Source organism: Bacteroides caecicola (assembly GCF_023337095.1).
GTDB lineage: Bacteria > Bacteroidota > Bacteroidia > Bacteroidales > Bacteroidaceae > Phocaeicola > Phocaeicola gallinarum.
In genome coordinates, this window is record NZ_JAMBLM010000006.1 from 126,288 (window position 1) to 143,486 (window position 17,199).

16 protein-coding genes are annotated in these 17,199 nt (G+C 47.2%); 8 read left to right on the forward strand and 8 right to left on the reverse strand.

The window, feature by feature from the left end:
* Positions 1-2: 2 nt before the first annotated feature.
* Positions 3-509 (reverse strand): bifunctional adenosylcobinamide kinase/adenosylcobinamide-phosphate guanylyltransferase, encoded by a 507-nt coding sequence (cobU, locus tag M3085_RS07735; RefSeq protein ID WP_178257076.1) that lies wholly within the window; start codon positions 507-509, stop codon positions 3-5.
* A 425-nt stretch (positions 510-934) separates the two neighbouring features.
* Here cobU and metK point away from each other — a divergent pair, with 425 nt between their 5' ends.
* The 8 genes from metK (at position 935) to tyrS (ending at position 7,243) form a co-directional block, all read left to right on the forward strand.
* Positions 935-2,227: a methionine adenosyltransferase gene (gene metK / locus M3085_RS07740; protein WP_191710692.1), complete on the forward strand. Its 1,293-nt coding sequence runs from the start codon at positions 935-937 to the stop codon at positions 2,225-2,227.
* A gap of 121 nt (positions 2,228-2,348) precedes the next feature.
* Positions 2,349-2,939, forward strand: coding sequence for a TIGR00730 family Rossman fold protein (locus tag M3085_RS07745; protein ID WP_249052716.1), 591 nt, complete (start codon positions 2,349-2,351; stop codon positions 2,937-2,939).
* Entirely contained in the window at positions 2,936-3,748 is an 813-nt protein-coding gene (locus tag M3085_RS07750; RefSeq protein ID WP_249052718.1) for a DUF4271 domain-containing protein, read from the forward strand. Before M3085_RS07745 ends, M3085_RS07750 begins: the two co-directional genes overlap by 4 nt.
* A gap of 4 nt (positions 3,749-3,752) precedes the next feature.
* Positions 3,753-4,499, forward strand: coding sequence for a uroporphyrinogen-III synthase (locus M3085_RS07755; RefSeq protein WP_191710690.1), 747 nt, complete (start codon positions 3,753-3,755; stop codon positions 4,497-4,499).
* A gap of 94 nt (positions 4,500-4,593) precedes the next feature.
* Positions 4,594-4,989 (forward strand): ribonuclease P protein component, encoded by a 396-nt coding sequence (gene rnpA, locus M3085_RS07760; protein ID WP_191710689.1) that lies wholly within the window; start codon positions 4,594-4,596, stop codon positions 4,987-4,989.
* Positions 4,986-5,207, forward strand: coding sequence for a membrane protein insertion efficiency factor YidD (yidD, locus tag M3085_RS07765; RefSeq protein WP_178257531.1), 222 nt, complete (start codon positions 4,986-4,988; stop codon positions 5,205-5,207). The genes rnpA and yidD overlap by 4 nt, the downstream gene beginning before the upstream one ends.
* A 28-nt stretch (positions 5,208-5,235) precedes the next feature.
* Positions 5,236-5,880 (forward strand): TatD family hydrolase, encoded by a 645-nt coding sequence (locus M3085_RS07770; RefSeq protein WP_249052719.1) that lies wholly within the window; start codon positions 5,236-5,238, stop codon positions 5,878-5,880.
* 70 nt (positions 5,881-5,950) lie between these two features.
* Entirely contained in the window at positions 5,951-7,243 is a 1,293-nt protein-coding gene (gene tyrS / locus M3085_RS07775) for a tyrosine--tRNA ligase (RefSeq protein ID WP_191710687.1), read from the forward strand.
* Between the two features lie 91 nt (positions 7,244-7,334).
* Here the strand turns inward: tyrS and M3085_RS07780 are convergent, their stop codons facing one another.
* The 7 genes from M3085_RS07780 to M3085_RS07810 all read right to left on the reverse strand — a co-directional run bounded on the left by M3085_RS07780 (position 7,335) and on the right by M3085_RS07810 (position 17,180).
* Positions 7,335-8,294, reverse strand: coding sequence for a glycosyltransferase family 2 protein (locus tag M3085_RS07780; RefSeq protein WP_178257528.1), 960 nt, complete (start codon positions 8,292-8,294; stop codon positions 7,335-7,337).
* A 6-nt stretch (positions 8,295-8,300) separates the two neighbouring features.
* On the reverse strand, positions 8,301-8,675 hold the full coding sequence (locus M3085_RS07785; RefSeq protein ID WP_178257527.1) for a GtrA family protein: 375 nt from the start codon (positions 8,673-8,675) through the stop codon (positions 8,301-8,303).
* Positions 8,676-8,678: 3 nt separating this feature from the next.
* Positions 8,679-10,394 (reverse strand): ArnT family glycosyltransferase, encoded by a 1,716-nt coding sequence (locus tag M3085_RS07790; protein ID WP_191710686.1) that lies wholly within the window; start codon positions 10,392-10,394, stop codon positions 8,679-8,681.
* A gap of 217 nt (positions 10,395-10,611) precedes the next feature.
* Positions 10,612-12,153, reverse strand: coding sequence for a sulfatase (locus tag M3085_RS07795; RefSeq protein ID WP_249052720.1), 1,542 nt, complete (start codon positions 12,151-12,153; stop codon positions 10,612-10,614).
* 13 nt (positions 12,154-12,166) lie between these two features.
* A complete protein-coding gene (locus M3085_RS07800; protein ID WP_410554417.1) occupies positions 12,167-13,579 on the reverse strand; it encodes an alpha-L-fucosidase in 1,413 nt (470 codons plus the stop codon).
* On the reverse strand, positions 13,576-15,030 hold the full coding sequence (locus M3085_RS07805) for a sulfatase (protein WP_410554448.1): 1,455 nt from the start codon (positions 15,028-15,030) through the stop codon (positions 13,576-13,578). The genes M3085_RS07800 and M3085_RS07805 overlap by 4 nt, the downstream gene beginning before the upstream one ends.
* 179 nt (positions 15,031-15,209) lie before the next feature.
* Positions 15,210-17,180 (reverse strand): RagB/SusD family nutrient uptake outer membrane protein, encoded by a 1,971-nt coding sequence (locus tag M3085_RS07810; RefSeq protein ID WP_249052725.1) that lies wholly within the window; start codon positions 17,178-17,180, stop codon positions 15,210-15,212.
* Positions 17,181-17,199: the final 19 nt, after the last annotated feature.

Genomic DNA, 17,199 nt, shown 5'->3' on the forward strand with positions numbered 1-17,199 from the left:
CTTTATTTGATTTTAACGGGAATACCGCTTACCATTAAAATAACCTCATCGGCTTTCGAAGCGATGTATTGGTTTGTCCAGCCTTGCAGGTCGGTAAACTGGCGTTGCAGCCGGTTGGGCGAAACGCCTCCCTGTCCTATTTCGTTCGTTACAAAAATAAAAGTAGCATCTTGAGCCGTAAAACGGTCGAACTCCGCCTTTATCTCCTCAAGGGCGAGGCGTACATCGTTCTGCTCCATGAAAAAGTTGGTACACCACAACGTGACGCAATCAATCACAGCCACCCTTCCACTGATGTCGTGACGGCTCAACAGCTTCTCTTCCTCAATGTTGGTCCATTCCGCTCCCCGGTTTTGCCGGTGATGCTCCACCCGGCGGCGGAATTCCTCGTCCCAAACACGTGCCGTGGCAATATACACAGGCGAACCGGTAAGGCGATGTGCCAGCTTTTCAGCGTAGCCGCTTTTCCCAGAACGTTGTCCGCCGGTTACTAAAATAATCTTTTTCATTCGGAATGATTTATTTTTCGTCGCACAAAAATACGAAATTTTACGTATATCCTCCGGCGTATGCCCAAATTTAAACCGGCTCTAAACGAACTCTGATTTTATGTATAAAATGCCCCTGAAAATTCTACCCGTAGCGCAGGCAAGTCCTATGGGTAGCGTCGGGTTACGCTACCGCTTGCGTCGGGCAACGCTAACGGTAGCGTTTTTCAGGGATAAATATGTTAAATACCCATCATACGCATCGTTATTCCGATTTATATATCTATCTTTGCAACCGATATAAAAGTGGAAAGATTTGAGTAGCTTGCAACCACGGAAAAAAATGCTAAAACACATAAAATTTGATTCCTTGTTGATTCCTTCCTACTCTGTCCGTACACGGATATATACAATCTATATAAACATTTAATTTTTTTAAGGTAACTATGGGATACTTATTCACATCCGAATCAGTGTCGGAAGGACACCCCGATAAAGTGGCGGACCAAATATCCGACGCTGTACTTGACAAACTGTTGGCTTACGACCCCAACTCGAAAGTAGCCTGCGAAACACTGGTGACAACCGGACAAGTGGTACTGGCAGGAGAGGTAAAAACAAAAGCGTACATCGACCTTCAGCGTGTGGCACGCGAAGTTATCAATAAAATCGGTTATACCAAAAGCGAATATATGTTCGAAGGAAATTCATGTGGCGTTTTCTCTGCCATCCATGAACAAAGCCCCGACATCAACCGCGGTGTAGAGCGTGAAGACCCTATGAATCAGGGCGCCGGCGATCAAGGTATGATGTTCGGATATGCTACGAACGAAACAGAAAACTACATGCCGCTGTCGCTCGACTTGGCACATAAGCTGCTGATGGTATTGGCTGAAATCCGCCGCGAAGGAAAGTTCATGACGTATCTGCGCCCCGACTCAAAGAGTCAGGTAACCATCGAATACGATGACAACCGCCGCCCGGTGCGCATCGACACGATTGTGGTTTCTACGCAACACGATGATTTCATCCGCCCTGCCGACGATTCTCAAGAAGCTCAGCTTAAAGCAGACGAAGAGATGCTGGCACAAATCCGTAAAGATGTCATCGAAATCCTGATGCCGCGCGTCATTGCCGAAATTCATAACCCCGAAGTTCTGAAACTGTTTAACGACGGAATCAAATACTTTGTGAATCCCACCGGAAAATTCGTAATCGGAGGGCCGCACGGCGACACCGGACTGACGGGACGCAAAATCATCGTCGACACTTACGGAGGAGCAGGCGCCCACGGTGGAGGAGCATTCTCTGGCAAAGACCCCAGCAAGGTAGACCGCAGTGCGGCTTATGCAGCCCGCCACATCGCCAAGAACTTGGTGGCAGCGGGTGTTGCCGATGAAGTGTTGGTACAGGTTTCTTACGCCATCGGCGTGGCTCGCCCGATAAACATCTACGTGAATACATACGGCAGAAGCCATCTGGCAATGAGCGACGGCGAAATCGCCAAAAAGGTAGACGAAATCTTCGACATGCGTCCGCGTGCCATCGAAGAACGCCTGAAGCTGCGTAACCCGATTTATAGCGAAACGGCTGCTTACGGACACATGGGACGTGAACCGAAAACGGTGGTAAAACACTTCGAATCGGCTTACGAAGGCAATAAAGACGTAGAAGTAGAACTCTTTACGTGGGAGAAACTGGATTACGTAGATAAAGTAAAAGCTGCTTTCGGACTCTGACAAAGGGCTTTTTGTTGTAACATTAGGCACGAATTACGCAGGCATTGTGTGGTTCGTGCCTAAACAGCATTAATAAGGCGATTAAAAAAACAAATTTATTCTTCTCGTATTTTGATAATCTATGAATAATGTAATAAAAGACGTATGCGTGTATTGTGCATCCAGCACGAAAATTCCTTCTGTTTATTTCGATGCCGCCGAACGTTTGGGGCAACTCTTAGCCGAACAGGGCATCAATCTGATTAACGGGGCCGGGCGTCAGGGACTGATGGGCCGCATGAGCGACGCCACACTTGCCTGCGGAGGAACCGTAACAGGGGTCATCCCCCACTTCATGGTGGAGCAAGGATGGCATCACCACGGGCTAACACGGCTCATCGAAACAGAAACCATGCACGAGCGCAAACAACTGATGGCCGAACTCTCGGACGGCGTGATCGCACTCCCCGGCGGATGCGGAACAATGGAAGAACTGCTGGAAATCATCACTTGGAAACAGCTGGGACTTTACCTGAATCCCATCATCATACTGAATACCGACGGATTTTATGATCCTCTGCTCACCCTGCTGAAACAGGCTATCGGACAAAATTTCATGCGCCGCGAACACGAAAACATCTGGCAGGTTGCCTCAACTCCCGAAGAAGCCGTCGATTTATTATACGTAACTCCTGTTTGGAACAAAGAAATTCGTAAATTTGCAGCCGTATGAACGATGTTTGCCGGGCAGGATTTAAACTGATAGAGGAACTGCAAGCGCAACAACAGGAACGACTGGACAGTGCGCTCGTAAGACACATGCAGGAAGTACAGCTTTCGGGCATGGAGGGAGAGTTATTGCCCTACCGCCTGAATAACGATTGGACAGTAACCTGCCTGATGTTCCTTTGCTTCTTCTTTCTGTATTACTCAATAAACCGCCGGCAAAAGTACCTGCACCAGCGCATAAAGACTTTTTTCTCGAATAAAAAGCGTTCCAATCTGTTCGATGACGTTGCAACCGAATCGACCCCATTATTCGTATTGATTCTGACAGGCGTTACATGCGTTTTAAGCGGCGTATGCCTGTTCGATTATTTTTTAGACGACATTCCTCTATTGACAGAATACGTATCTCCGCATCTGCTTCTCGGATTTTACATCCTCTCGTCTGTCTTGCTTGTTCTTTACAAATGGGGGACATATACATTTACGAACCGGATTTTTTTTGACAAAGAGCGAACCACAGCTTGGACGGAAGCCTATTTCGATATAATAATCGTCACCGGATTCCTACTTTTCCCCACAGTTTTGCTCATTGTCTTTTTCAATCTGTCGGGCTCTCCATCACGTCTTTTAATCCTTATAACGCTACTTCTTATTAAAATATTGTTATTTTATAAATGTATTAGGAACTTTTTTAATCATTTTCATGGCATTTTACATTTAATTCTGTACTTTTGCACCCTCGAAATGGTTCCCGATTTACTTCTGTGGAAAGGGATAGTTTATATGAACAAGGTATTGATTTTAAAATTTTAGTACATTGAAAATAAAGAAAGTGCTTATTTCTCAGCCAAAGCCATCGTCGGAAAAGTCACCTTATTTCGACATTGCTGAGAAGTACGGAGTGAAGATAGATTTTCGCCCGTTCATAAAAGTAGAAAGTTTGTCTGCTAAAGAATTCAGACAACAGAAGATTTCTATTTTAGATCATACAGCCGTTGTGTTTACTTCGCGCCATGCTATTGATCATTTCTTTAGTCTTTGTGCCGAATTGCGTATCACCGTTCCAGAAACGATGAAGTATTTCTGTACGTCTGAGACTATTGCGTTGTATATCCAAAAATACGTGCAATACCGCAAACGTAAAGTGTTCTTCGGAGCAACCGGAAAATTTATCGATCTGTTACCGCTGATAGTAAAGCATAATACAGAGAAATATCTTATTCCGATGTCCGACGTTCATAACGACGAAGTGAAGGACTTGTTGGATAAAAACAAAATCCAGCATACGGAGGCAGTCATGTATCGCACTGTAAGTAATGACTTCACTCCCGAAGAGAAGTTCGATTACGACATGCTGGTATTCTTCAGTCCTGCCGGCATTCAGTCGCTAATGAAAAACTTCCCACAGTTTGAACAAAAAGAAATAGCCATAGGCTGTTTTGGTCCTACTACGGCAAAAGCTGTAAAAGAAGCAGGACTTCGTCTTGATTTGGAAGCTCCCACTACCGTAGCTCCGTCGATGACAGCAGCTTTGGATATGTTTATCCGCGAACGTAATAAGTAAAGATAGCAAAATAGGCACAGATAACACGTTTTTTTACGGACATGAATCATAATTCTACCGTAACGAATGTGTTATCCGTGCCTAATATACTTTTATGGAATCTCCCCACACACATACCTTACCCAAAAAGGAACGTCTGAACAGCCGTATCTTAATAGAAAAACTTTTTGCAGGCGGAAGCAAATCGTTTCCGGCTTTTCCTTTGCGTGTGGTGTATATTCCTGTGGAGGGAAATCATCTTCCTCCTGTTTCATTACTTATCAGTGTACCTAAGAAGCGTTTCAAACGGGCGGTAAAGCGAAACCGGGTGAAACGCCAGATACGTGAAGCATTCCGGAAAAACAAACAGATATTGACCGAACCATTGGCAAATACCGGTACAAAGCTGGCAATAGCTTTTATCTGGTTAGACAACGAACTTCATGCCTCCGAAGAGGTAGACTTGAAAGTACGAAAGCTGCTTCAACTGATTACCGAACGCTTGCCATGAGAAAAGTATTCACATTTCTGCTCTTACTCCCTATCTACTTTTACCGGAATTGTATCTCACCGTTCACTCCTCCTTCTTGCCGTTTTACTCCAACATGTTCACAATACGCTGTTGAAGCAATAAAAAAGCACGGTCCGATAAAAGGATTATACCTTGCCATCCGTCGTCTTTTACGTTGCCATCCGTGGGGAGGATCGGGTTACGACCCAGTCCCCTGACCTGTTATTAACCAATAAACAGAACCGTATGGAATGTTTCGATGTTCATACCCATCGTTTGGCTTCGTCTGCCGGGCTATCCTTTCTTTCCTGCCGCATGGATGACAAAGAACATGCAGATATCTCCACGGCTCGTTTTCTTAGCGTGGGGATTCATCCGTGGTTTCTTTCCGAAGACGATTGTATGTTGCAGTTTCAATGGCTTGACGAGATGATGCTTGACCCGCGTACCGTGGCATTGGGTGAAGCCGGATTAGACAAGTTGTGCGATACACCTTTCTCCCTCCAGCTCAAAGCATTCCGTGGCGTTATCGAACGCGCGGAGATACACGGCTTTCCTCTTTTTATCCACTGTGTCAAGTCGTTTAACGAAGTTATTGCACTGAAGAAAGAGTACCGCCCGAAACAACCGTGGATTATTCATGGATTCCGAGGTAAAAAAGAACTTGCCCTGAGCCTCCAGTCGCAAGGCTTCTACCTCTCTTTCGGAGAAAAATACCAGTCGGAAGCGATGAAAACGGTTGCCACAGAACGTTTGCTGCTCGAAACCGATGACAGTCTTGTCGACATCTGCGAGCTTTACCGCCGGGCGGCGGCAGTACGCGGCATAGACACAAACAAACTGGTGGCTTTGGTCGGCGAAAATATTAATCGCCTCTTTTTTAGCCGTTAAAAATTGGTTATTCAGATAAAGTGTCGTACTTTTGCCCCTACCTTTATTGTTAAACTAAGAAATTCATTCGATGAACTTTGTAGAAGAATTAAGATGGCGCGGAATGGTTCACACCATGATGCCGGGCACGGAAGAATTACTGGAAAAAGAGATGGTAACCGCTTACGTAGGTATTGACCCTACTGCTGACTCACTTCATATCGGCCACTTGGTAAGCGTGATGATATTGAAACATTTTCAGCGTTGCGGACATAAGCCGTTGGCTTTGGTAGGCGGCGCAACCGGTATGATTGGTGACCCGTCGGGAAAATCGGCAGAACGTAACCTGCTGGACGAAGAAACCCTGCGCCACAACCAAGAATGTATCAAAAAACAGTTGAGCAAATTCCTCGATTTTGAATCGGATGCTCCCAACAAGGCAGAGTTGGTTAATAACTACGATTGGATGAAGGACTTCACTTTCCTTGATTTTGCCCGTACGGTGGGAAAACATATCACCGTAAACTATATGATGGCAAAAGACTCTGTTCAGAAGCGATTGAACGGTGAAGCACGCGATGGTCTTTCATTCACCGAATTTACTTATCAGCTTTTGCAGGGTTACGATTTCCTCCACTTATACGAAACTAAAAACTGTAAGCTCCAGATGGGTGGTTCTGACCAGTGGGGTAACATCACCACGGGAGCCGAACTGATTCGCCGCACCAACGGAGGCGAAGTCTACGCGCTGACCTGTCCGCTGATAACCAAAGCCGACGGAGGCAAATTCGGTAAAACCGAGTCGGGAAACATCTGGTTAGACCCTCGTTATACATCACCGTATAAGTTCTATCAGTTCTGGCTGAACGTAAGCGATGAAGACGCTGAACGATATATCAAAATCTTTACCATGCTGAGCAAAGAAGAAATCGAGGCATTGGTAGCCGAACAAAAGGAAGCTCCCCACTTGCGTCCGCTGCAAAAACGTCTGGCTAAGGAAGTAACCATCATGGTTCACTCTGAAGCAGATTACAATGCAGCCGTAGAAGCATCAGGTATTCTGTTCGGAAATGCTACTTCAGAGGCGTTGAAGAAACTGGACGAAGATACGCTGCTGTCAGTATTCGAAGGCGTTCCGCAGTTCGAAGTATCAAAAGCTGAAATCGAAAACGGCGTGAAAGCCATCGACTTGTTTACCGAAAAGGCTGCCGTGTTCCCCTCGAAAGGAGAAATGCGCAAGCTGGTTCAGGGCGGAGGCGTTTCTTTGAACAAAGAGAAACTGTCTGCTCCCGACCAAGTGATTACCGCAGCCGATTTGTTGGACGGCAAATACCTGCTGGTTCAGCGCGGAAAGAAAAACTATTATTTGCTGATAGCGAAATAATCGCTTGACAGCGTACGATACAGAAAGGCTCGTGTTTTTGATGAGACACGAGCCTTTTTTATTGCAGCCGAATAAGGGAACACACCTTTCCTTACGCTGGGAGATCTGAGTGAAGCGACGGGGTAACCCGCTCGACAAAGTAACGCGGACGGCGTTTTACCTCCTTGTAAATCTTACCCACGTATTCGCCGATTATCCCGCAAGCCAGCAGGATGGCTCCCCCGATAAACCAGAGAGAGACCAATAAAGAAGTCCATCCGGGTATAGTAGTTCCTCCGGCATAAGAACAGAGCCCGTAAACGATGGCGAATATCGCTACCAATATGAAAAACAAACCCAAATAAGTAATGTAACGCAGCGGACGGACGGAAAAAGATGTAATACCGTCAAGTGCAAAACTTATCATCTTCTTCAGCGGGTATTTCGATTCGCCGGCAAACCGCTCCTTACGGTTATAATACACCATAGCGGAAGGATATCCCAGCGATGAAACCATGCCGCGCAAAAACAGGTTACGCTCCGGAAAGGAAACAAGCGCCTGAAGCGTGCGGCGGCTCATTAACCGGAAATCGGCATGGTTATAAACAATCTCACCGCCCAGTCCGTGCATCAGCCGATAGAAAGCCAATGCCGTGTTCTTCTTAAAGAAAGTATCTGTTTTCCGCTCCTTGCGAACGCCGTAAACAATGTCGATGCCCTTGTTATAATAGTCTACCATCGGATAAATGGCGTTTACATCGTCTTGCAGGTCGGCATCAATCGACACGGCAGCATCGGCATGAGCCGAAGCCCATTCCAACCCTGCCCAAAGCGCCTGCTGGTGTCCCACGTTGTGCGCCAGCTTCAGCCCCGCCACGCAGTCGTGCTCGGCAGAGAAACGTTCGATAAGTTCCCACGTACGGTCGCGGCTCCCGTCGTCGACGTAAAGGATGATGCCGCTGTCGATGCTGTGTTGCTCTTTCAGCGTCGCAATGACATGCGACAGCTGCGAAGTGGTTTCCGCCAACACAGCCTCCTCGTTATAGCAGGGAACAACAATTATCAGTTTCATAGTATCTTATTTACGTTTAAATACAAATCTCACAAGCAGAAAGTTTACCGGGATGACCACAGCGAACACCGGAAACGGCGCCCACACCTTCGGGATGCCCATCCAGAGAAAAACATTCAGCAGCAGAATATGAAGCAGGTAATTCACACCGTGGGCAGCTCCCATACCGAACAGTTTTTTCCACGAAGGAGACGTGCCGAACGTAAAGTAAGACGTGGCGTAAAAATTGGCGACAAACGAAACCGCATAACCCACCGTATAAGCCACGTTTACATTGATAACCTGCTGTAAGAGGTAATAAATGCCGTAATGCAGGGCGGTCGCCCCCACGCCCACAATGCCGAAACGCACCGCTTCGCCTATCCACTGTTTGTTTCTCATGGCTTATTCCTTTCTGAACTGATACAGACAGATGGTTTTGCGGTCATCGCAACTGCGGTGATGGCTGTTATAAACCTCTTTTATCTGATAGCCTCCATAATTTTCGGTAAACGTTCCGATGTTCTCTTCTCCGATTATCAGGTAACCTTCCTCCGGCATGAAATCTTCAAAGGGTACGATGCGGTCGCCTAAATAAAAGTTCACCGTAAACGGGCGCATCGGGTTGCCTTTCACTTGGTTGGGCATGTAAACATAAAGAGTACCCTCTGGTACGAACGATGCAATCTGTTCCGCCACCGGCTTGTCCGACTTGACATTCAGTACGGTAGGCGTAAGCAGTCCGTCGAGCAGCAGGAAGATGGAGAATATCAGAACTATAACGTCGTAATGCCTTGTGTTGTCGAATTTCGTGTTCCGTATCGTCGAGAAGAAAGACTTGATGGCGATGAGCATGATTCCTATCAGGGTGTAGGAAACAAATCCCAAAGGAACCGTTCCCAGCGCCCGCATGAAAGCAACGTTCTCTGCCGCATGTCGTCCTGAAAAAATGGTTTCAGGTATCCATCCCATACGGAGTGAGAAAAATACCGCCAACAGGATGATTGCCAGCGAAGCCATGATGCTGCCGAAAACCTTTATCACCACCGGACGCACGCGCAGCAGGTAAAGGATGTATTCTGCCAAGAAGTAAGCGATGAACGGATAAATGGGCAGCAGGTACACGCTGCGTTTGCTCTTGGGGATGCAGTAGAACACAAAGATGAGGACGATGCTGAGCAGCGAAAACAGCCGGGCGTCGTCCATCTGTCGGATATACGTGCGGAAGCGCGTCCACCATTCGCGGGGCTTCCCCTGTATCTTCTTATATTTCAGTGCAAATAAAGATATCAGCACCAACAGGGTATAAGGAACATATCCCGCCACTACCGTAATTACGTTGTAATACGCCGGATTTTCGTGCGATTCGTACGTCATCTTGCCGAGGAAACGCAGTACGTTTTCTTCCAAAACCAACTGTAAGAATTTATCGCCTCCTTGCTGGTAAGCCGCCCAGTACCATACGAACGGAAGCACACACGAGGCAATGAATACCCCGAAGAAAGAATAGAAGATTCGCCAAAACTTCATGCCGCGAATCCATAAAAAGACCGCTACCACCAAGCAAGGCAACACGGCTCCTACCGGACCTTTGGTAAGGAACGCCCCGCTCAGGCAGAGGATACCTATCCACGGAACACCCTGCAAACGCTTTTCTCCCCATTTATAGAGCTGATAAAGTGCCAACACCATGAGTGCGGACAACAACATATCCACCCGACAGTTCGTCCCTGCGCGATGAACCTCGAAGTTGGTCAACGTAATCAGTCCCATGACGAAAGCAAGCTCCTTCCCCCGCCGTTTGGCATAGAAAGCATAGCCCGCCATGACCATTACCATCAGCGACAGTGCCGAAGGCATACGCGACGTGTACTCCGTAACGCCACCCACGATGGAAGAAATCAGCGCGATGCACCAGTGGAACAAAGGCGGTTTATACGCCATATCCACCCCGTTGTTCACCGGAAGAATCCAGTTCCCCTTGTCCAGCATCGAGTAGGCAACTATCGCCTCCCGCGGTTCGCCCCGCGTATTGAACAGCGATTCGCCAAGAAAAAGAAATAACGAAAGGATACAGACACCCGCCAATATCCACACATATTTGTCACTTTGCTTACCCATGATTATTGCGTTTTGTCAGACGCAAAGATAAAAGTTTTCCGGCGAATATCAATGTTTTCTTTTATACCGAAAAACGCTACCGTTAGTGTTGACCAACTCTTGCGGTAGAATCAGGTAATTCTATTCGAAAGACTCAGCCACTCTATGGGTAGCGTTTTTGGTGTGTTTGGAAATGTACTTACGCATAAAACCAAGCGCAAGCACGTTTTCTACAAGGTCATATTTCGTCCGGCCAAGGACAGGGCTTTCCGGTTTTTTTGAATGAAGGACGCTGTGCACCCGAACTGCGGAGAAACTCGCCGAGGTTGGCTGAAAGAGATTTCACCACTTCCGGATAACGATCGGCAAGATTATGCTTCTCGCTAATGTCGGCTGGAATATCATACAGTTCTTTCTTACCCGTTTCATAGAAATAAATCAGTTTCCATTTTCCCTGACGCACGGTGCAGGTGGCTCCGATGCCCGGTCCTCGTTCTCCCCACAAGTTTGGACAGTTCCAATAGAGGCTTCTGCCCTCCGACGGATCGCCGGTCTGCTTAAGCAAAGGAACAAAGCTCACGCCGTCCACGGTCTGCGGTGCCTTCCAGTCGGTAATACCCGCCATTTCGAGAATACTGGGAAAATAGTCTTCCACGATAACATATTTGTCGCAGCGGGTGTTGGGTTGTGTCACGCCCGGCCAGCTCACAATCATCGGTTCGCGGATACCGCCTTCGTAAGCCGAACCTTTCCCGCAGGTAAGAGGTGCATTCTGCGTATAGAGCGGCTCGTCCCTCCATTCTCTGCCGGTGGCATATCCTCCGTTGTCACCGCAGAACAGAATGATGGTATTGTCAGCCTCCCCGTTCTTTTCCAGCCAATCCATGATGTCGCCCAGACTCTTGTCCATGCCTTCGATGAGGGAAGCATAGGCAGCTTCCTTATCCGACATGCCTTTTTTCTTGTACTTGTCATAAAAGCGCATGTCCTTGTCAATCGGGATGTGGATGGCATAGTGAGACATATAGAGATAGAACGGCTGATTATATTTCTTGGCCTTGTCAAGAGCTTTCAAGGCTTCTTTTGTCAGTGCTTCGGTGATGAAAGTACCCGTTTTCCAGTATTTCTCCAGTCCCGGCACCGACATTAACGAGGTGGGATTGCCTTTCTCATCGTGTCCGTAACTCTGTTCGCTCAGGTAAGTTGCCAGTCCGCCTGCCGCATGTCCGGCAATGTTCGTTTCAAAACCGAAGTGGCAGGGGTTTTCTCCCGGAGTGTCGATAGCTCCCCAATGCGCCTTTCCGCAATGAATCGTATGATAGCCGCTGTCTTTCAGGTATTGCACAAACGATTTGGCTACAAAAGTATGGTTCGTGCCTTCTACTTGAGCAATACCGTTGTAATTCCAGTCAGGCAGTTGCAGCACATCGCTTGAGGCATCGGTGGTCTTGTCTTTCTGCAAAGTCCAGTTAGTCACGCGGTGACGGGCAGCATTAGCTCCCGTCATCAAGCTGCAGCGGGTGGGAGAACTGATGCTCGAAGCGTAAGCTTGCGTAAACATCATTCCCTGACGGGCCAGACGCTCCATGTTAGGTGTTTCGTAACGTTCATTATACATTGTCTTCTCCGTCCAGAAAGGAAGCGAAGTGTCCTGCCATCCCATATCGTCCACCAAAAAGAAAATGATGTTCGGACGCGAATCGGGGCATTCACCGGTCAGGGCATGTAATGGAGAAAGCACGGGAGCTATTCCAAGAAGTGCCAATAATTTTTTATTCATGGTATCTGTGTTTCTATTTAGAGTTTACATGATAAATGCTGAAATTTCGGATGAGAGGTTCCGCCGTACACTGTTCCACCACCAGACGAAAGGATTTGGATTCTACGGCAGGAAAGGATTCAATGCGCTTGTGCCCTACGGAAGTACCTTTTGCCACGGTGGTCCACTTGCCATTCACCAGAGCTTCTACCCGGTAAGCACGGATACGTTCTCCGCCGGTAATGTCTTCCTGAATCTGATAGTAATTCACAGGCTGTACCTTGCTGACTGAAAGCGACACTTTCTTTTTGCCCGTGGCCGAAGTCTGCGCCAGCGGCTGACCAAAGCGGCGGGATATTTCAGCTCCCCATTCTTGCAGGCGGCGTACGTCTCCTTCCGGAATCAGTCCGTCGGGGTTAGGAGTAAGACCTATCATCAGCGTAGCGTTGCGACCTACTGACTTTTCGTACATCTCCATCAAGTTTTCCAGCGGATAAACGGCCTTGTCATCATCACCCGGTTCCCAAAACCATTCGTGCCGCCCGTTGTATCCGCGCAGGGGCGCATCGGCCATAGCGGGCACCCAAAACTTACCGTCAGGGTCACCGTGTGCCAACAACTTGTTATGGTCGGCCACTCCATCGGTAGCATTACTGTGGCTGTACGGATAAGGAAAGCTCGACCAGCAGGGATAACCCACGGTACCGCTTTCCGAACCACCCCAGCGGAGGTCGGCGCGGTTTACATTATGATAGAACAGACATTCAGGCTGGTATTTGTTGACGATGGGTTCCACATCGGGGCCCATCCCCTTCGGATCGTCGGCACCGCCGTCAAACCAAATCATGAAAAGGTCTCCGTAGCGGGTACAGAGTTCTGTCACCATCTTTTCACACAAGTGTTTGTACCACTCCTGACGGTTACGGGCAAACTCACCTTCACCTTCTGCCTTGAAGTTATGGATACCTAACAGAGAGTTCCAGCGGATACCGATGTAAATGCCCGGCTGTAAGCCGTACTTGCGGCAGGAGTTCACAAAGTCACGCACGATGTCTCCCTTTCCGTCGCGCCATTTCAATGCTTTCATGCAGTAGGGATTTACGTCACTCTGCCACAGCCCGAATCCGGTTTCGTGGGTAGCCGTGAGAATGGCAAACTTGGCTCCGGCAGCCTTAGCCGATTTTATCCACTGGTCGGTGTCGAGCCGGTCGGGATGGAAAATGTTATAATCTTCAATCGGGTTGATACGGTTGTTGCCTTGTCCATACACCAGTCCGTCGAACACGTGCAGGTCATAATGGAATACCACCCCCAGTTCGGCTTCATGCCATTTAAGCTGATGGGGAGCCGGACAGGGCCCCTCATGGTCGGTATTTCGGGCAACGATAGTTGTCGCACAGAAGGCGAACAATGTCAGCAGAGTCAATAATGTCTTTTTCATATTCATTGTTTCAAGTATTTTGCAAATGAGTCATGGGTCTGTTCGAGCCATGAGGAAAGAGTTCGTTTCAGCGAATCACAAAGAGCCGGTTGGCTTTCCGCAATGTTATGTAACTGGTTCGGGTCACGAAGTCGGTCATACAACCATACACGCACGGGCCGACCCTCTTCCACCTCCGTCACATACGTGTAGCGGGAGGTTCGAATACCGCGTCTTCCGGAAGTGGAATCCGAAGGTATGCAGTAGTAATAAGGTTGGAAAGCATCTTCAGGCGTCTGAATTTCTTCATCCAGCAGCAGTCGTTTCCAGTTTCGTGTCTGCACGCAGGCCGGTATCTGTGCCTCCATTCCCATCAACGAAAGCAGGGTTGGATACAGATCGGCAAACGCCACAGGCAGATTGCTTTTCTGCGGATGCAGCTTGTTCTTCCAGCAACAAATCATAGGAATACGCATAGATTCCTCGTAAAATACGTCCTTGCCTTCCACTCCGTGTCCGCCCATACATACACCGTGGTCGGAAGTAAAAATGATAATGGTATTGTCATATATACCGCAATCTTTCAAAGCTTGGATAATACGTCCTACGTGTTCATCCACCCCGGTGATACAAGCGTAGTAATTGCGGATGTTTTCACGGAAATAATCGCCTTTGGGCGTGCCCTTTTCCGGAATGTAAGGCAACTGTCGGGCCAATGCCTCCACATCAATCGAATCATACAACCGCTTATACGATTCGGGCACTAACTCATAACCCGTATGCGGGGGATTCATGGATACCACCAAAGCAAAGGGACGGTCAGGAAGTGTGCCTTCAGAACGGATAAATTCGATGGCGCGATCGGCCTCGTAAGCCGGTCCCCACTGGTTAACATAGTAAAACTCCTCTCGTCCGGCCTCCGTATCCCAATACATAGGTCTCAGATGATTGTCGTAAGTACCGTAAGCAATCCATTTGTCGAAACCATGCCGGCGTTCGGGCGGACACCATTCGTTCCAAGCTATCTCTCCCCGATTGTTATAAGTATCCACATACGGCCGATGAGGGGCATCGAGATGCCATTTACCGATGTAAGCGGTGCGATAACCTTCTTTCTTCAGTACATCACTCCAACAGACAGCATCTTCCGAAAGCTCCACACCGTAAGGGGTGTGCTGTGAGTTGCAGTTACCCGTCACTCCGTTGGCAGTCGGATACATCCCCGTCATCAGCATGGCTCGCGCAGGCGAAGATACCGGATAGCTGCTTACGGCATTAGTGAAAAGAATACCTTCGGAAGCCAGACGGTCAAGGTTCGGTGTTTGCACAGGTTCCTTTCCCATACATCCCATGGCATCGCCCCTGAACTGATCGGCCATAATAAAAACCAGATTGGGACGCAAAGGCTTGGATTCCGGTTGGGAACATACCGAAAGCGGAAATACAACACCCAAAGCAGAGGTATAAACGAATTGTATCAGCTTCATATTAAGGAAGAACCAAATTTCTATTTAATTTATGATTTCAGTTTCTAATGTAAAAAAAAGAGACGTACCAAAGATAGGAAAAATACTTAGAACCTGCTTAAATTTTCCGATTAAGTATTTCCCCATCTTTGGCACGCCTCATTTATAATAGATTAAAAAGAGTTCTATTATTATTGGTTAGCAAAGCTACCAGCTTTCACAGGCCATCCCGGATTCTGATAAACTACAGAAGTAGAAACGTCTCCACCTTCTTCAGGAGTAGACATACGGAATACATCGTATGACAAAGGAGAAAGATAGTTAGCTTGTTCAAAACAATATCCGTTATACTTCTTTACCAGTTCGTTTTTACCTTGCGGCCGCAGATATTTACTAACGGATGCTTCATTGGGAGCTGTATAGTCAAGTTTACAAGCTGTACAAGCATCTTCAAACTTGGTATGGAATTCTTCCCAGTAGTTCATTCCTTCCATCCAATAGTTCTGCATCATGTCTAATGCACGCCAACGATACAAATCGTCCTTACGCATACCTTCGGCAATAAACTCACTGCGACGCTCGCGACGAATGTTGTAGAGTGTCTTGTCTACCAACTCGGTACCTGAATAACGTGCCAAGTCGATTTCTTTAGTCAAATCGGTAGCTTCAATGGTCTTTTTATAATCTGCATCTACGCCAGCACGGGTACGCAGTTCTGTCCAAAACTTATTTAGCGTTTCATCTTCCAGCGTATTATATCTCAGATAATAGGCTTCGATATAGTTCAGATACGCCTCAGCAGCACGGAAAATAGGCAGAGCCAAAGGATAGGCGCTGTTATAGGTCACGTCGTTGTCCATCCAGCCTTTACGTGGAATATAACCAGTACTGGTTACGCGGATACCACTGGCAGCAATCAATCCGGGAAACTGATACATAATGTCTTTCCCGTTGGAGGTGATGAGTTTGTCACCCGGTTTTGCAACAGAACTTACCAAACGTGGGTCACGGTTTTTCATGGTACTCTCTAAGCTCTTGTCACCCTGATAGTAATTGCCAGCTGCATAAATGGGCAGACCGTTATCCATCAGATAACTGTCTACCAACGACCGGGTAAACCCGGTATTGTCACCATGTACGAAAATGTAAGTGTCTATTCGGGCATCATCTCCAGTCCCTGTCGTCACGTCAATGGCACCATATCCGTGAGTGGCTCCTACTACCTGATTCTGTACTTTGGCATCTTCGCTATACATACGCCATAACAAAACTTCGTTACGTTCTCCCGAAAGATCGGTTTGATTATACAAGCTGGCATAATCCTGCACTAATGAAGAAGCAAGCCCTACTTCTTTGGCGGATTTGATGGCTTCGTCTAAGAAGAATTCTATTTCTTTATTCATATCGGTATGAAAAGAAGCAGCATCACCCGGCCATCCCGGTCCACCCGGAACACGTGCTGTACCTGCATGATATTTTTCCCATGTAGCTTCATATAAAGCCACCCGTGATTTGAACAATAAAGCACATTCACGGTTCAAGCGATGTGCCGTAAATGCTTCTGTCTTGGGATATAACCGCTCAATGGCATTATCCAAATCGCTTAAGATAAAGCGAGCTACCTCGTTACGCGGTTTGCGTTTGTTGGCTTCCACATTGGCTGCATAGTCACCATCGTTCAGCACTTCAGTTAAAATAGGAAGATCACCGTATGCCTTCAGCAAATTGAAGTAAGCATAGGCACGGAAGAAGTACATCTCACCTATATAATGCATCACGTTGTCACTTGAAGTCAATGTACCGTTTTTTATATTCTCTTCAGTACGTTCTAAAAAAAGGTTACAGTTACGAATGTTGGCAAAACCACCATAACTACCACTGGAAGGTACTTGAACACGCTGGGGAAGGAAATTATCTACCTGATTGACTGTCGTCATATTGTCACTATTATTATCAGTAGTAAAGTATCCGAAAGTACCTGTACCTGTACCATGATCGGGCAATAAGCCGTACATATTGTTACAATAAGGTTCCAACTGGTTTTCTGCAGTAAAGAAGTTACCATCTACATTATCTGAAATAGGTGCTTTATCCAAAAAGTCAGAGCAGGAAGCTCCCATCAGCAAAGTAGCCGAAAATAAAAATATATATTTTAGTTTCATAATCATAGATGCTTTTATT

Coding starts and splice junctions, on each gene's coding strand:
- M3085_RS07780 (WP_178257528.1), bottom strand. CDS start 8,294: ATGAAACTGATAATTGTTGTTCCCTGCTATAACGAGGAGGCTGTGTTG.
- M3085_RS07770 (WP_249052719.1), top strand. CDS start 5,236: ATGGAATGTTTCGATGTTCATACCCATCGTTTGGCTTCGTCTGCCGGG.
- M3085_RS07810 (WP_249052725.1), bottom strand. CDS start 17,180: ATGAAACTAAAATATATATTTTTATTTTCGGCTACTTTGCTGATGGGA.
- M3085_RS07785 (WP_178257527.1), bottom strand. CDS start 8,675: ATGAGAAACAAACAGTGGATAGGCGAAGCGGTGCGTTTCGGCATTGTG.
- M3085_RS07795 (WP_249052720.1), bottom strand. CDS start 12,153: ATGAATAAAAAATTATTGGCACTTCTTGGAATAGCTCCCGTGCTTTCT.
- yidD (WP_178257531.1), top strand. CDS start 4,986: ATGAGAAAAGTATTCACATTTCTGCTCTTACTCCCTATCTACTTTTAC.
- M3085_RS07800 (WP_410554417.1), bottom strand. CDS start 13,579: ATGAATATGAAAAAGACATTATTGACTCTGCTGACATTGTTCGCCTTC.
- cobU (WP_178257076.1), bottom strand. CDS start 509: ATGAAAAAGATTATTTTAGTAACCGGCGGACAACGTTCTGGGAAAAGC.
- tyrS (WP_191710687.1), top strand. CDS start 5,951: ATGAACTTTGTAGAAGAATTAAGATGGCGCGGAATGGTTCACACCATG.
- rnpA (WP_191710689.1), top strand. CDS start 4,594: ATGGAATCTCCCCACACACATACCTTACCCAAAAAGGAACGTCTGAAC.
- M3085_RS07790 (WP_191710686.1), bottom strand. CDS start 10,394: ATGGGTAAGCAAAGTGACAAATATGTGTGGATATTGGCGGGTGTCTGT.
- metK (WP_191710692.1), top strand. CDS start 935: ATGGGATACTTATTCACATCCGAATCAGTGTCGGAAGGACACCCCGAT.
- M3085_RS07750 (WP_249052718.1), top strand. CDS start 2,936: ATGAACGATGTTTGCCGGGCAGGATTTAAACTGATAGAGGAACTGCAA.
- M3085_RS07745 (WP_249052716.1), top strand. CDS start 2,349: ATGAATAATGTAATAAAAGACGTATGCGTGTATTGTGCATCCAGCACG.